Origin of the sequence: Sinorhizobium numidicum, from assembly GCF_029892045.1 — a bacterium.
Classification (GTDB): Bacteria; Pseudomonadota; Alphaproteobacteria; order Rhizobiales; family Rhizobiaceae; genus Sinorhizobium; species Sinorhizobium numidicum.
Window position 1 is genome coordinate 392,649 of record NZ_CP120368.1, and the last position, 15,759, is coordinate 408,407.

11 protein-coding genes are annotated in these 15,759 nt (G+C 61.6%); 10 read left to right on the forward strand and 1 reads right to left on the reverse strand.

The window, feature by feature from the left end:
* Positions 1-69: 69 nt before the first annotated feature.
* Positions 70-960 (forward strand): l-ornithine N(alpha)-acyltransferase, encoded by an 891-nt coding sequence (olsB, locus tag PYH37_RS13015; RefSeq protein WP_280735364.1) that lies wholly within the window; start codon positions 70-72, stop codon positions 958-960.
* A 393-nt stretch (positions 961-1,353) separates the two neighbouring features.
* Here olsB and PYH37_RS13020 read toward each other — a convergent pair whose 3' ends face one another.
* Positions 1,354-3,639 (reverse strand): NADP-dependent malic enzyme, encoded by a 2,286-nt coding sequence (locus PYH37_RS13020; RefSeq protein WP_280735365.1) that lies wholly within the window; start codon positions 3,637-3,639, stop codon positions 1,354-1,356.
* A 103-nt stretch (positions 3,640-3,742) separates the two neighbouring features.
* Between PYH37_RS13020 and mutS the strand changes: the two genes are divergently transcribed.
* The 9 genes from mutS (at position 3,743) to PYH37_RS13065 (ending at position 15,693) form a co-directional block, all read left to right on the forward strand.
* Positions 3,743-6,502: a DNA mismatch repair protein MutS gene (gene mutS / locus PYH37_RS13025; RefSeq protein WP_280735366.1), complete on the forward strand. Its 2,760-nt coding sequence runs from the start codon at positions 3,743-3,745 to the stop codon at positions 6,500-6,502.
* A gap of 230 nt (positions 6,503-6,732) precedes the next feature.
* Entirely contained in the window at positions 6,733-9,585 is a 2,853-nt protein-coding gene (locus PYH37_RS13030; protein WP_280736029.1) for a [protein-PII] uridylyltransferase, read from the forward strand.
* The gene (murJ, locus tag PYH37_RS13035) at positions 9,582-11,183 is read left to right on the forward strand and encodes a murein biosynthesis integral membrane protein MurJ (RefSeq protein ID WP_280735367.1); all 1,602 of its coding nucleotides are present in this window, start codon (positions 9,582-9,584) and stop codon (positions 11,181-11,183) included. The genes PYH37_RS13030 and murJ overlap by 4 nt, the downstream gene beginning before the upstream one ends.
* On the forward strand, positions 11,180-11,569 hold the full coding sequence (locus PYH37_RS13040; RefSeq protein ID WP_280735368.1) for a VOC family protein: 390 nt from the start codon (positions 11,180-11,182) through the stop codon (positions 11,567-11,569). Before murJ ends, PYH37_RS13040 begins: the two co-directional genes overlap by 4 nt.
* A gap of 104 nt (positions 11,570-11,673) precedes the next feature.
* Positions 11,674-12,738: a tryptophan--tRNA ligase gene (trpS, locus tag PYH37_RS13045; protein ID WP_280735369.1), complete on the forward strand. Its 1,065-nt coding sequence runs from the start codon at positions 11,674-11,676 to the stop codon at positions 12,736-12,738.
* Positions 12,739-12,790: 52 nt separating this feature from the next.
* A complete protein-coding gene (locus PYH37_RS13050; protein ID WP_280735370.1) occupies positions 12,791-13,282 on the forward strand; it encodes a universal stress protein in 492 nt (163 codons plus the stop codon).
* A 133-nt stretch (positions 13,283-13,415) separates the two neighbouring features.
* Positions 13,416-13,982, forward strand: a complete 567-nt coding sequence (locus tag PYH37_RS13055; protein WP_280735371.1) for a NifU family protein — start codon at positions 13,416-13,418, stop codon at positions 13,980-13,982.
* Between the two features lie 433 nt (positions 13,983-14,415).
* Positions 14,416-15,081: a tRNA (adenosine(37)-N6)-threonylcarbamoyltransferase complex dimerization subunit type 1 TsaB gene (gene tsaB, locus PYH37_RS13060; RefSeq protein ID WP_280735372.1), complete on the forward strand. Its 666-nt coding sequence runs from the start codon at positions 14,416-14,418 to the stop codon at positions 15,079-15,081.
* A gap of 114 nt (positions 15,082-15,195) precedes the next feature.
* Positions 15,196-15,693 carry a GNAT family N-acetyltransferase gene (locus PYH37_RS13065; RefSeq protein WP_280735373.1) on the forward strand — a complete coding sequence of 166 codons (498 nt, stop codon included), beginning with the start codon at positions 15,196-15,198 and terminating at the stop codon, positions 15,691-15,693.
* The last annotated feature ends 66 nt before the right edge of the window (positions 15,694-15,759 follow it).

A 15,759-nucleotide genomic window follows, 5' to 3' on the forward strand; every position in this document is an offset into this window, starting at 1 on the left:
GTGTCACTATCTTGTTGCAGAAACGTGGTCTAAGCCCGGCAGGCATTTGGCTATTCGGGATGACCAGGAATGACGATCGAACTTCTGGATTCGACGAGCGTGGTTGACACTTCACAGGCTTGCATGCGCAAGACCGTTGCGGGTCCGGCAACCGAGGTTCTCGGGCGGATCGCCAATCTAGAGACGCGCCTTGCTCGCTCGGCCGCCGAGATCGATGCGGCGCAAGCGGTGCGTTACAAGGTCTTTGTCGAAGAGATGAATGCGCAGGTGGCGCCGGAAGCCGACCGGCGCAAGCGTGACGTCGATAGCTGGGATGCGATCTGCGATCATCTGCTGGTTCTCGATACCTCCATCGAGGGTGATTCCGAGGAGCAGATCGTCGGCACCTATCGCCTGCTGCGCCAGGACGTCGCCGCGCGGGCAGGCGGCTTCTATTCGGCTTCTGAATTCGCCATCGGTGAGCTTTTCTCCCGCCACCCGGGCAAGCGCTTCATGGAGCTCGGGCGCTCCTGCGTCCTGCCGGCATACAGGACCAAGCGCACGGTCGAACTGCTCTGGCAGGGCAATTGGGCCTATGCTCTGAGACACGGCGTAGACGCGATGTTTGGCTGCGGCTCTTTCCCGGGTGTTATTCCGGAAGAGCACGCGCTGGCCCTTTCGTTCCTGCACCACAATGTTCTGGCGCAGGACGACTGGGCAGTTGCCGCGCGGCCGGAACTTCATCGCACGATGGACCTGATGCCTCCGGAGGCGATCAATCCCAAGAAGGCGCTTTCCGCCCTGCCGCCCTTGATCAAAGGCTATATGCGGCTAGGTGCGATGGTCGGTGACGGTGCGGTGGTGGATCACGCGTTTCGCACGACGGATGTCCTTATCGTGCTGCCGATCAGCAATATTTCGGGTCGTTATCTCAACTACTACGGTGCCGACGCCGGGCGCTTCTCGTCCACAGTATCTTGACATCGCCCCTTCGAGGGCGGTGATTTGAACCGATCTACACCTTTTTTGGCGATCTCTGTAGCAGTATTAACCAGTTATTAAGGATGTATTTGACTTTTCCGCGTGTAAGCGGCAAGTGTATTTTCGTGGTTGATCTGGATTTCATGACGAAGCAAGTGTAAAAATATAAAGGAACGGTCGACGGTATGGCTGGAGGGAGCCCGTGCCGCGATTAAGTTTCTCTCATTTTTATCACGTAGGAAATAGGCCAGCCATAAAGTATTGAGCCCACTTCCGTTCCCAAGGATGTGGGCTCTTGTTTTATTGGTGCTATATGTGTCGTTACTGAACAACGGGCTGCATGATGTTCAGCGGGGACACAGCATTGTTTCGAAACGGCGCAAACCTGTCGGCTTACGTTCCTGCATTGTAGGCGGCGATCGCCGCCATGTTGACGATGTCGGAATCCTTGGCCGACATGGAGACGATCTGAACCGACTTGTCCAGGCCGACGAGCAAGGGACCGATGACGGTTGAACCGCCCAGTTCCTGGAGCATCTTGGTCGAGATCGAGGCCGAATGGAAAGCTGGCATTACCAGCACGTTGGCCGTGCCCGAGAGACGGCAGAACGGATATTGCTCCATGACCCGCGAATTGAGTGCCACGTCCGCGGCCATTTCGCCGTCGTACTCGAAATCGACGCGGCGCTTGTCGAGCATCTTCACGGCCTCGCGCACCCGTTCCGAGCGCTCGCCGGACGGATGGCCGAAAGTCGAATAGGCAAGCATTGCGACGCGGGGCTCATAGCCCAACCGCTTGGCGAGCCCGGCCGCCTCCTCGGCGATATCCGCCAGTTCCTCCGCAGACGGCATATCGTGCACAGCGGTATCGGCGACGAGCACCGTGCGGCCGCGGCAGAGCGCGAGCGATACGCCGATCACGCGGTGGCCCGGCTTGGCGTCGATGCAGCGACGCACGTCTTCAAGCGCCGTCGAATAATTGCGGGTAAGGCCGGTGACCATGCCATCCGCATCGGCGAGTGCCACCATGCAGGCGGCGAAATGGTTGCGGTCGTTGTTGATCAGCCGCTGCACATCACGGAAAAGATAGCCCTGGCGCTGCAGGCGAGCGTAGAGGAAATCGGTGTATGCTCCGACGCGCTTGGAGAGGCGGGCATTGACGATCTGAATGCCGGGCCGGTCGAGGTCAATTCCTTCCCGTTCGGCTGTTTCGCGCATCTGATCCTCGCGCCCGAGCAGGATGGCGGTGCCGAGTTGCTGGTTGGCATAGGCAATGGCCGAGCGCATCATCTGCACTTCCTCGCCTTCCGCAAAGACGATGCGTTTCGGCTGGCGGCGGACGCGCTCGAAGATACGCTGCAGAGTCGACGCGATTGGATCGCGCCGTGCGGAAAGCTGCTGGCCGTAAGCCGTAAGATCGGCAATCGGCTTGCGCGCAACGCCGGTCTCCATCGCCGCTTTCGCCACCGCTATCGGAATAGCGGAGATGAGACGCGGATCGAATGGAACGGGAATAATGTATTGCGGTCCGAAACGCGGCCGGTTGCCCTGGTAGGCCGCGGCGACGTCGTCCGGCACGTCTTCCTTCGCGAGACTCGCAAGCGCTTCCGCCGCGGCGATCTTCATAGCGTCATTGATGGTCGAGGCACGAACGTCGAGTGCGCCGCGGAAAATGTAAGGGAAGCCGAGAACATTGTTCACCTGGTTCGGATAGTCCGAACGGCCCGTCGCGACGATGGCATCGTCCCGAATCTGGGTAACCTCCTCCGGCGTGATTTCCGGATCTGGATTTGCCATGGCGAAGATGATCGGCCTCGGCGCCATGGAGAGCACCATCTCGGTCGATAGCGCGCCCTTTGCCGATAGGCCGAAGAATACGTCGGCACCCCTGAGGGCTTCGGTTAGTGTCCGGTGGTCGGTCTTGACGGCATGGGCCGATTTCCATTGGTTCATGCCATCGGTGCGGCCCTGATGGATCACCCCCTTGGTGTCGCAGAGAATGACGTTTTCCGCATTGAAGCCCATCGCCTTGATGAGCTCGATGCAGGCGATCGCGGCGGCGCCCGCACCGTTGCAGACAAGCTTGGTGGTGTTGAAGTCGCGGCCGGTCAGCGCCAGCGCATTGATGAGGCCGGCGGTGGCGATGATCGCGGTGCCGTGCTGATCGTCGTGGAAGACGGGAATATCCATGACCTCGCGCAGCCGCTGCTCGATGATGAAGCAGTCCGGCGCCTTGATGTCTTCGAGGTTGATGCCTCCGAAGGACGGGCCGAGGAAGCGCACGCAATTGACGAATTCGTCGACATTCTCGGTGTCGACTTCGAGGTCGATAGAATCGACGTCAGCGAAGCGCTTGAAGAGGACGCACTTGCCTTCCATCACCGGCTTCGAGGCGAGCGCGCCGAGATTGCCGAGGCCGAGAATTGCCGTGCCGTTCGAAATCACCGCAACCATGTTTCCGCGCGACGTGTAGTCGTAAGCCGTTGCCGGATCGTCGGCGATCGCCTTCACCGGAACGGCGACGCCGGGCGAATAGGCGAGCGATAGGTCGCGTTGTGTCGCCATCGGCTTGGTCGGCGAGATCTCCAGTTTTCCGGGGCGACCCTGGGAGTGGAAATCGAGCGCTTCCTGGGCGGTAACGCTCGTCATGGCGCGGTCGGATTTGTCGATTTCCGGCATGTTTCCTCAACCTCCTGTGGGCGACCCCTCCGGTCGGCCCCTTTGTTGTTGTCGTCTATAAATGCTTGCGGATATTGTGACATCTCTTTTTTTGGAACAATCAATGAATTTCGTGACAGACCCATCGAGCCGCACGGGCGATGTCCTTTCCGTGTCCAATCTGGCGAGCGAAGAGAGCCGCTCCACGGCGACGCCGATGATGGAGCAGTATATCGAGATCAAGGCGAGCAACCCGGATTCGCTGCTCTTCTACCGCATGGGCGATTTCTACGAATTGTTCTTCCAGGATGCGGTCGATGCTTCTCGAGCGCTCGGCATCACGCTGACGAAACGCGGCCAGCACATGGGGCAGGAAATCCCGATGTGCGGTGTGCCGGTCCATGCGGCCGACGACTACCTGCAAAAGCTGATCGGGTTCGGCTTCCGCGTCGCCGTCTGCGAGCAGGTGGAGGATCCGGCGGAGGCGAAGAAACGCGGCAGCAAGTCGGTCGTGCGCCGCGATGTCGTGCGCCTGGTAACGCCCGGAACGATCACCGAAGACAAGCTGCTTTCGCCGGCCGAATCGAATTATCTGATGGCGCTTGCCCGCGTCCGCAGCGGCTCGGAACCGGCCTATGCGCTCGCCTGGATCGACATTTCGACTGGCATCTTTCGCCTTGCCGAGACGGCCGAGAGCCGTCTGCTCGCGGACATACTGCGCATCGAGCCGCGCGAGCTGATCCTGCCGGACACTGTCTTTCACGATCCGGAGCTTCGTCCGGTTTTCGACGTGCTCGGCCGGGTGGCAGTGCCGCAGCCGGCAGTGCTCTTCGATAGCGCGACGGCGGAAGGCCGCATTGCCCGCTATTATGGCGTCAAGACCCTCGATGGCTTCGGGAGCTTCTCACGCACGGAGCTCGCGGCTGCCTCGGCGGCTGTCGCCTATGTCGAGAAAACCCAGCTCGCGGAGCGGCCACCGCTCGGCATTCCCGAGCGCGAGAGCGCCGCTTCTACCCTCTTTATTGATCCGGCGACCCGCGCCAATCTCGAACTCGTCAAGACGCTCTCCGGCGCCCGCGAAGGAAGCTTGCTTCGAGCGCTCGACCGGACGGTGACAAGCGGTGGGGCTCGGCTGCTCGCCGAGCGGCTTATGTCGCCGCTGACCGATCCGGAGCGCATCAATGCGCGGCTCGATTCGATCGAAATTCTCGTCGATCAGCCGAGTCTTTCGATGGATTTGCGCGATGCCCTGCGGCGCGCGCCGGACATGCCGCGGGCGCTCTCGCGCCTGGCGCTCGGTCGTGGGGGCCCGCGTGATCTCGGCGCCATCCAGTCGGGATTGCGCGCTGCTGGCGCTATATCGGCGCTGCTTTCGAGCGCCGATCTTGCAGCGGAGCTGACCGGCGCGCGCCTCGCGATCGCTGCATTACCGGGAGCCTTGCTCGCCGCGCTCGATGCGATGCTTGCCGAAGAACTGCCGCTGCTGAAGCGCGACGGCGGCTTCGTGCGCGAGGGGGCGAGCGGAGAACTCGACGAGATGCGGGCGCTGCGCGACCAGTCGCGCCGCGTCATTGCAGGCCTGCAACTGCAATATTGCGAAGAGACCGGAATCAAGTCGCTGAAGATCAAGCACAACAACGTGCTCGGTTACTTCATCGAGGTGACGGCAGGCAATGCCGGTGCGATGACCGACACGGACGCCGGCCGCGCCCGCTTCATTCATCGCCAGACCATGGCGAATGCCATGCGCTTTACGACCACCGAGCTCGCCGAGCTCGAAACCAAGATCGCCAATGCCGCCGACCGGGCGCTTGCGATCGAGTTGGAGGCTTTCGAGGCGATGACGCGCGAAGTCGTTGCAAATGCCGAGGCGATCAAGGCCGCGGCGCTGGCGCTCGCAACGATTGATGTCTCGGCGGGACTGGCCGTTCTTGCGGAAGAGCAGAACTACGCCCGGCCGGTCGTCGATCGCTCGCGAATGTTTGCGATCGACGGCGGCCGGCACCCTGTCGTGGAGCAGGCGCTGCGCCGCCAGGCGGCCAACGCCTTCGTCGCCAACGGCTGCGATCTGTCGCCACCCGATGGCCCCCCGGATGGCAGCGAGGGGGGCGCAATCTGGCTTCTCACTGGTCCGAACATGGGCGGTAAATCGACCTTCCTTCGGCAGAATGCCTTGATCGCGATCATGGCGCAGATGGGGTCGTTCGTGCCTGCGGCCAGTGCACACATCGGCGTCGTGGATCGGCTTTTCTCGCGTGTCGGTGCTTCGGACGATCTGGCCCGCGGCCGTTCGACGTTCATGGTCGAAATGGTCGAGACGGCGGCGATCCTCAATCAGGCGACCGACCGCTCGCTCGTGATCCTCGACGAGATCGGTCGCGGTACGGCGACCTTCGATGGCCTGTCGATCGCCTGGGCGGCGGTCGAGCATTTGCATGAGGTCAACCGCTGCCGTGGGCTCTTCGCCACTCATTTCCACGAGCTGACGGTGCTTTCCGAAAAGCTCGGGCGGCTTTCGAATGCAACGATGCGGGTCAAGGAGTGGGATGGCGATGTGATCTTCCTGCACGAAGTTGGCCCCGGTGCCGCCGACCGGTCCTACGGGATCCAGGTCGCCCGTCTTGCCGGCCTGCCGGCATCGGTCGTCTCTCGCGCCAAGGACGTGCTGGCGAAGCTCGAGGATGCCGATCGCAAGAATCCGGCGAGCCAATTGATCGATGATCTGCCGCTTTTCCAGGTCGCCATAAGGCGAGAGGAAACGGTAAGGGCATCCGGTCCCTCGAAGGTCGAGGACGCTCTGACGGCGCTCAACCCCGATGACATGACGCCGCGGGAAGCGCTGGATGCGCTTTATGCGTTGAAAAAGGAACTCATCAACCGCTGATTTTCGTCGCGATCATGGGCCTCGCCGCATCCATCCCGGCGGTGCCGATTTTCCCTGTCAATCGGCCGGCAAAAAGGCTATACAGCGCCGCGTGTCTTCCACGGAGGCACATGGGTAGTAATTGAAATGCTGCATGATTCCGGCCCCAGATAGAACCTGATCCGAATCAGGAGCGCTTGCAAATGCAGCGGACCACACAAACAGTCGGACAGGACGGCCCCCGCCACTTCATGGCCAGACACGAAACTTCCTTTCCCAAAATTCTCGACATCGCAGCGCTTCGGGCGAAGTGCGACTTCATCGCTTCGGTCCATGCCGAGCAGCGCGAGCCGATGCGTCAGGCCCTGCTCGCGGCCTTCAAGGAGGCGAACCTTGCAGGTCGCGCCAAAGCACGCGAGCTGCTCGCAGCCGACGGTGCGGGAATCAAATGCGCCGAGCGCATCTCCTGGCTTCAGGATCAGCTCATCGCGCTGCTGCACGACTTTGTGCTGAACGAGGTGTTCGACGCTGCCAACGCGCCGGCAGCCAGCCGCATCGCCGTCACGGCGGTGGGCGGCTACGGCCGCGGCACGCTGGCGCCCGGGTCGGACATCGATCTCCTCTTCCTGCTGCCCGCCAAAAAGGCGGTCTGGGCGGAGCCGGCGATCGAATTCATGCTCTATATTCTCTGGGATCTGGGCTTCAAGGTCGGTCATGCGACGCGGACCATCGAGGAATGCATCCGGCTGTCGCGCGCCGACATGACGATCCGTACGGCGATCCTCGAGTGCCGCTACATCTGCGGTTCGGAAGCATTGGCGGCCGAGCTGGAGGCACGCTTCGACCACGAAATCGTTCGCAACACCGGTCCGGATTTCATCGCGGCCAAGCTCGCCGAGCGGGATGAACGCCATCGCAAGGCCGGCGATACCCGCTATCTGGTCGAGCCGAACATCAAGGAAGGCAAGGGCGGCCTGCGCGACCTGCATACGCTGTTCTGGATCGCCAAATATTTCTACCGGGTCAAGGATTCGGCCGATCTCGTGAAGCTTGGCGTCCTGTCGAGGCAGGAATACAAGCTGTTCCAGAAATCGGAGGATTTTCTCTGGGCGGTCCGCTGCCACATGCATTTTCTCACCGGAAAGGCTGAGGAACGCCTGTCTTTCGATATACAGCGCGAGATCGCCGAGGCTCTCGGCTACCACGACCATCCGGGCCTTTCGGCCGTCGAACGGTTCATGAAGCACTATTTCCTCGTCGCAAAGGACGTCGGAGACTTGACGCGCATCTTCTGCGCGGCGCTCGAAGATCAGCAGGCGAAGGACACCCCGGGGCTATCAGGCGTCATCAGCCGCTTCAAGCACCGCACCCGCAAGATCCCTGGCACGCTCGACTTCGTCGACGATGGCGGACGCATCGCGCTTGCGAGCCCAGACGTGTTCAAGCGCGATCTGGTTAACCTGCTGCGCTTGTTCCACATTGCCGACATCAGCGGCTTGGAATTCCATCCGGCCGCTTTGAAGCAGGTGACGCGCTCGCTGAGCCTCATCACGCCGCAACTGCGCGAAAACGAGGAAGCCAACCGGCTCTTCCTGTCGATCCTCACGTCGCGGCGCAATCCGGAACTCATCCTGAGGCGCATGAACGAGGCGGGGGTGCTCGGCCGTTTCATCCCCGATTTCGGCAAGATCGTCTCGATGATGCAGTTCAACATGTATCACCACTATACGGTGGACGAGCATCTTCTGCGCACCGTCGACGTCCTCTCGCGTATCGAGCGCGGCTTGGAGGAAGAGGCACATCCGCTTACCGCCATGCTGATGCCGAGCGTCGAGGACCGCGAATCGCTCTACGTCGCTGTCCTGTTGCACGACATTGCCAAAGGCCGCCCGGAGGACCATTCGACGGCTGGCGCCAAGGTGGCGCGCAAGCTCTGCCCGCGTCTCGGGCTCTCGCCGAAGCAGACGGAGACGGTGGTCTGGCTCGTCGAGGAGCATCTCACGATGTCGATGGTCGCGCAGACCCGCGACCTCAACGACCGCAAGACCATCGTCGATTTCGCCGAGCGCGTGCAGTCGCTCGACCGTTTGAAAATGCTGCTCATACTGACCGTTTGCGACATTCGGGCCGTCGGTCCCGGCGTCTGGAACGGTTGGAAGGGACAATTGCTGCGCACGCTCTACTACGAGACCGAGCTTCTCTTGTCGGGCGGCTTTTCGGAATTGTCGCGCAAGGAGCGGGCAAAGCACGCCGCCCATATGCTCGGCGAGGCACTGGCCGATTGGCCACGGAAGGAGCGGGAGGCCCATGTTCGCCTGCATTATCAGCCTTACCTACTGAGTGTGCCGCTCGAAGATCAAGTGCGCCACGCTGAGTTCATCCGCGAGGCGGACCGCGCGGGCAAGACTTTGGCGACGATGGTCCGTACGCACCATTTCCACGCGATCACCGAAATCACCGTGCTCTCTCCGGACCATCCACGCCTGCTCACGGTCATTGCAGGCGCATGTGCAGCCGCCGGCGCCAATATCGTTGATGCGCAGATCTTTACGACATCGGATGGCCGCGCGTTGGATACGATCCTCGTCAACCGCGAATTCGCGGTCGACGAGGACGAGACGCGCCGGGCCGCAAGCATCGGCAAGCTGATCGAGGACGTGCTGTCAGGCCGCAAGCGCCTGCCGGAGGTGATCGCCAGCCGTACGCGGACGAAGAAGCGCAACAAGGCGTTCACGGTGACGCCGGAAGTGACGATCAACAACGGACTGTCGAACAAGTTCACGGTCATCGAGGTCGAAGGCCTCGACCGGCCGGGTCTTCTCTCCGAAATCACCGCCGTGCTTTCCGACCTTTCCCTCGATATTGCCTCGGCCCACATCACGACCTTCGGCGAGAAGGTCATCGATACGTTCTACGTCACCGATCTGGTCGGCCATAAGATCACCAGCGAGAACCGGCAGATGAACATCGCAGCGCGTCTCAAGGCCGTCCTGGCCGGCGAAGTGGACGAGGTCCGCGACCGTATGCCTTCCGGCATGATCGCGCCGGCGCACGTGCCGCGCACGTTACACGCTGCAAAAGCGACAAAAGCCGAAGAAACATGAGCCTCGTCAAGAAATTTGCCACCGTCGGGGGCGCAACGCTTGGAAGCCGCCTCTTCGGCTTCATTCGCGAGACGTTCATGGCCGCGGCGCTCGGCACCGGACCGGTCGCCGACGCTTTCAACACGGCCTTCCGTTTGCCGAACACGTTCCGCCGGCTCTTCGCCGAGGGGGCGTTCAACTCCGCCTTCGTTCCCCTCTTCGCCAAGGAGATCGAAGCGCGCGGCATGGATGGAGCCCGCCGTTTTTCGGAAGAGGTTTTCGGTGTGCTCTTCACCGTTCTCCTCTTTTTGACGATTGCGATGGAACTGGCGATGCCGTTCATCGTGCGGGAGTTGATCGCTCCCGGCTTCGCCGACGATCCGACAAAGTTTGCGAACACCGTTTCCTTCGCGACCATCATGTTTCCCTATCTCGCCTGCATGTCGCTCGCGGCGATGATGGCGGGCATGCTCAATTCGCTGCACCGCTATTTCGCAGCAGCTATTGCTCCGGTATTCCTGAACATCATCCTGATCAGTGTGCTCGCCTATGCGTGGTATGGCAGCCATGACCCGGTTGCCGTCGGCTACGGGCTCTCCTGGGGCGTCCTTGCTGCGGGGCTGGTGCAACTGGCGATCGTCTGGTTCGCCGTCCGCAGCGCCGGCATCCGGATCGGCTTTCGCCGGCCCCGGCTGACTGCGAACGTCAGAAGATTGCTCGTGCTCGCACTGCCGGCGGCGATCACCGGCGGCATCACGCAGATCAACCTGCTGATCAACACGAATATCGCTTCGGCAAAGGCAGGGGCGGTCTCGTCGCTCGTCTATGCCGACCGCATCTACCAGCTTCCGCTCGGCGTCGTCGGCATTGCGGTCGCGACGGTGCTCCTCCCGGAGCTTTCCCGCGCTCTTCGCGGCGGCAATCTCAACGAAGCGGCGAACCTGCAGAACCGCTCGGTTGAATTCACACTGTTCCTGACACTGCCGGCGGCAGCGGCATTGCTGGTGATGTCGGAGCCGATCGTCCGCCTTCTATTCGAGCGCGGCAAGTTCTCGCCGGAATCGACCGTCGTCGTCGGGCATATTCTTGCGATCTACGGCCTCGGCCTGCCGGCCTTCGTCTTGATTAAGGCCTTCATTCCCGGCTTCTTTGCGCGCGAGGATACTCGCACGCCGATGATCTTTGCCGGCATTTCCGTCGCCGTGAACGTGTCGCTGGCCGTGACCCTGTTTCCGTCGCTGGCCGCGAGCGGGATCGCCACTGCGGAGATTGCCGCGGGCTGGGTGAATGCAATCCTCCTCTTCGCGACTCTCGTCTGGCGCGGGCATTGGGGGCGCGACATTCCGCTGCTGACCCGAATCCCCCGTCTTGTGATCGCCGCTGGCATCATGGCCGCCGCGTTGCATTTTGCCGTCCAATGGTTGGCGTTCCCGCTTTCCTCCGCGGCACCGCTTGTGACGCGCGCCTTTACGCTTTGCAGCCTGGTGGGCGCCGCCATGGCGATCTACTTTATCTTTGCCTTCGGTCTCGGCGGCGCCAATCTGGCGATGATCCGCCGCAATCTGAAGCGCAAGGCGGCCGCGGTCGGGCCTGTTAGCGAGGGGTCCGACGCGCCATGAGGCAGACGATTGCCCGCATCGCCATCGTCGTGCCGGCTTATGACGATGGCATCGCCTTCTATTGCGGCAAGCTTGGATTCGATCTGATTGAAGACACTGACCTCGGCAGCGGCAAGCGCTGGGTGCTGGTTCGGCCGAAAGGCGCGACCGAGACGGCCCTGCTGCTCGCCAAGGCCGAGGGCGAGCGGCAGCAGGCCGCTATCGGCAACCAGACTGGCGGCCGCGTCGGCTTCTTCCTGTTCACCGACGACTTTGAGCGCGACTATGCGGCAATGCGGGCCGCTGGCGTCGAATTCCGCGAGACGCCGCGCCACGAGGCTTACGGCTCGGTCGCCGTCTTCACCGATCCGTTCGGCAACCACTGGGATCTGTTGCAGCCGGCGTGATCACGTCACACGTCCGTGCCTCTTGATTGCACCTTGCCTGCCGTGCATAAGCGCGGCGGATATCAACTGGAGACGGGCCCTCCACAAGCCCGATTGGGAACGACATGAACGAATTCAAGCCGCTCGTCTTTTCCGGCGTTCAACCGACCGGCAACCTGCATCTCGGCAACTACCTCGGCGCGATCCGCAAGTTTGTCGCCCTGCAGGAGAATAACGATTGCATCTATTGCGTCGTCGATCTCCACTCGATCACCGCGCAGCTCGTGCATGAGGACCTGCCGGGTCAGATCCGCTCGATCGCCGCGGCCTTCATCGCATCCGGCATCGATCCTGAGAAGCATATCGTCTTCAACCAGTCGGCAGTGCCGCAGCATGCCGAGCTCGCCTGGATCTTCAATTGCGTTGCCCGCATCGGCTGGATGAGCCGGATGACCCAGTTCAAGGACAAGGCCGGCAAGGATCGCGAAAACGCCTCACTCGGCCTGCTCGCCTATCCTAGCCTGATGGCCGCCGACATCCTCGTCTACCGCGCCACGCATGTGCCGGTCGGCGACGACCAGAAGCAACACCTGGAACTGACGCGCGACATCGCCCAAAAGTTCAACATCGACTTCATGGAGCATATTCGCCGCGGGGGCTACGGCATCGATATTGTGGTCGGCGAAGAGCCGATCCATGCCTACTTCCCGCAGGTGGAGCCGATGATCGGCGGACCGGCGCCGCGGGTCATGTCGCTGCGCGACGGCACGAAGAAGATGTCGAAGTCAGATCCCTCCGACCTGTCGCGCATCAACCTGATGGACGACGCTGAGACGATTTCGAAGAAGATCCGCAAGGCGAAGACCGATCCCGACGCGCTTCCGAGCGAAGTGGACGGGCTGAAGGGCCGTCCAGAGGCCGATAACCTTGTCGGCATCTATGCCGCACTTTCGGACAGGACACGGGAACAGGTTCTCGCCGAATTCGGCGGCCAGCAATTCTCGGTGTTCAAGCCGGCTCTGGTCGATCTTGCCGTCAGTGTGCTTTCGCCGATCACCGGCGAGATGCGCCGCCTGATGGAGGATACGGCGCATGTCGACGCGATCCTGCGAAAAGGGGGCGAGCGGGCGCGAGCACGGGCGGAAAAGACGATGCGTGAGGTTCGCGAAATCATTGGCTTTTTGCAGTAATCGGCAAAAATGAGGCCTTGCAGGCGCCAAGCGGCGATGTAATGTTCGTCGCATGGTTTCCACCCGACTCTCACGACTGGAAGGTCATCGCCGCAAATTTATGGCGGTGATCGACGACACGCCCGAATGCGGCCGCGCGGTGCACTATGCCGGCATGCGCGCGAAGAACTCCAATGGCGGCCTGGTGCTGCTCTATGTGATCGCCGACGGCGACTTCCAGCAATGGCTGGGGGTCGAGGAGATCATGCGCGCTGAGGCCCGCGAGGAAGCCGAAGCGACCCTCGCCAAAATTGCGCAGACGGTGCGCGAGACGATAGGCATCGAACCGGAAATCGTCATCCGGGAAGGCATCGCCACGGAGCAGATCCACACGGTGATCGAAGAAGACCGGGACATCGCTATTCTCGTGCTCGCGGCAGGTTCGGCGAAGGAAGGACCGGGGCCGCTGGTCTCGTCCATCGCCGGAAAATCGGCGGCGTTCCCGATTCCCGTTACCGTTATCCCCGACCTTTTAACGGACGAGGAAATAGACGCCCTGAGCTAGTTAGGAGCTCCGATTCCACACTACGGAGCCGTGCGGCGGGATGCCCACTTGCGGGGTTGGTAGGAAGCCCTTATATTTTTGAACAATTCTAAAGAGCCGGTCGAGTGTCGCTCCCGGCGAAACGGAGACAGTTATGTTCATCCAGACCGAAGCCACACCGAATCCCGCGACATTGAAGTTTCTTCCGGGCAAGGTCGTGATGGAGAACGGCACGGCCGAATTCCGCAGCGAAGAAGAAGCGCGCGCGGGATCGCCTCTGGCTGCCCGCCTCTTTTCGATACCTGGCGTTGCCGGCGTCTACTTCGGCTATGACTTCATCACGGTCACCAAGGACGGGCAGGAGTGGCAGCACCTGAAGCCTGCCATTCTCGGCTCGATCATGGAACATTTCATGTCTGGCCAACCGATAATGTCGGGCGCGGGCCGTGCCGAGGAAACGGATCAGGAAGGCGAATTCTTCGATAAGGGCGATGAGGCGATCGTTGCCACCATCAAGGAATTGCTCGAAACGCGCGTGCGGCCGGCCGTCGCGCAGGATGGCGGCGATATCACCTTCCGGGGCTTCAAGGATGGCACGGTGTTCCTGAACATGAAGGGCGCATGCTCCGGTTGCCCCTCCTCCACCGCCACGCTCCGGCATGGCGTGCAGAACCTGCTGCGGCACTTCGTTCCCGAGGTCCAGGCGGTCGAATCGGTCTGACGCGGAGCGGAACGAGAAAGCATCGAGCGGCTTGCGCTTGCGAGCCGCTCTGATTCTTGGAACTCATCGCGACGACTCTGAGACGATTTCGGTCCGCTGTTTTCAGCCCCTCGTGGGTTTAGGCACCGCGCTCTACGCCATGTCATTCAGGCGTTTAAAGGTCGCTGCAGCAATTCGAATTGTCCATGATTTCGTCCTTGAATCGCTTCCGGTCTACTGCATGTTTCCTTAAATCGGAACCGATTTAAGGATAAAAACATGCAGCAATTCAAAGTGCTACAGCGACCTTTGTGCTTCTGAAAAGACGCACGGCGCTGTAGGGAGTTATGCAGTAGCGGGGGATCGCGGCGCTCTTCCAACCGGCAATGGCGCAAAGTCGGTCTTCGCAGCGGCTTTGGTTGCGACGCAATGCAGGGAGGCCATCGCGGCTGACATGTTAGTTCTTGCCATCGATACGTCCGGGACAGGCTGCGCCGCCGCAGTTTACGACAGCGGCGCAGCGAAGGTCCTGGCCCGCGCGGGTGCGGATATCGGACGCGGCCATGCCGAGCGCCTCATGGATTTTATCGATGAGGCCCTGGCCGCTTCTAACAGGCAACTGGCCGAGATCGAGCGGATCGCGGTCACCATCGGGCCGGGATCGTTTACCGGCATCCGCGTCGGTGTGGCGGCTGCCCGCGGCCTGGCACTTGCCCTCGGCAAGCCAGCGGTCGGCGTCTCCACGCTTCAGGTCATCGCCGAAAGCACGAGGCTCAAGCACCCTGGCCAGCCGGTCCTCGCGGTCATCGACGCAAGAAGGGACGAGGTCTACGTCCAGTCTTTCGATGCCCTTGGCAATGCAGAACGGGCCCCTGAAATTCTGCCTCTCAGCGAGGCGCGTAGGCGCTTTTCCAGTTTTATCGGAGCCGTTTGCGGTTCCGGTGCGCATCTCGTCACCGGGGCCGCGGCAAGCGAAAAACCGGAAGAGATCGACATCGCGATCGTCGGCCGGCTGGGCGCTGCTGCCGATCCAGCTTCGGCCAAGCCGAAGCCGCTTTATCTGCGCGGGCCCGACGCGAAACCTCAGGCTGGTTTCTCGGTGAGCCGAGCCACTGCATAATTCCTTGATCGGTCGATCCAAGAAATTATACGGTAAATTCAAAGTATCACAGCGACTCGTGCGTCTGAGAGAGGCGCATGACGCTGTAGAGCGGGATGCGTAGAATCGACCACGATGAGCTTCACGGACTATTTCACCCGCCGAACCGAATTCGATATCTTTCCGCTCGAGGAGAGTGACCTCAGCGCCGCCGCGGCGCTGCACGGCCAGCGTTTTGCAGCACCCTGGAGTGACGGCGAAATTCACGCACTCCTCGTTCAGGACACGGTTTTCGGGTTCGTCGCGCGCCAGACCAACGGCACGTTCCGCCCGGCTTTCGGCGGTTTCGTGCTGTCGCGTGCCGTCGCGGGAGAGGCCGAGATCCTGACCATCGGCGTGGACCCGCGGTTCGCCCGGTCCGGTCTCGGGTGGCGACTGATGCAGGCGGCCATGCGAGAGGCTGTCGTCAAGGGAGCCGAAGCGCTGTTCCTCGAAGTGGACGAAACGAACGAAGCTGCGATCGGACTTTATCGGAAACTTGGCTTTCACAAGGTCGGCGAGCGAAAAGCCTATTACCAGGCGCGATCAGGCGAGCGCACCGCGGCGCTTGTCATGCGACGCGATCTTCGCTAGTCCCGTCCGCAGGAATCCGCGCCTTCCACTGTGAAGCACCGGCGGATGGCCTTTATTTTCGAAACG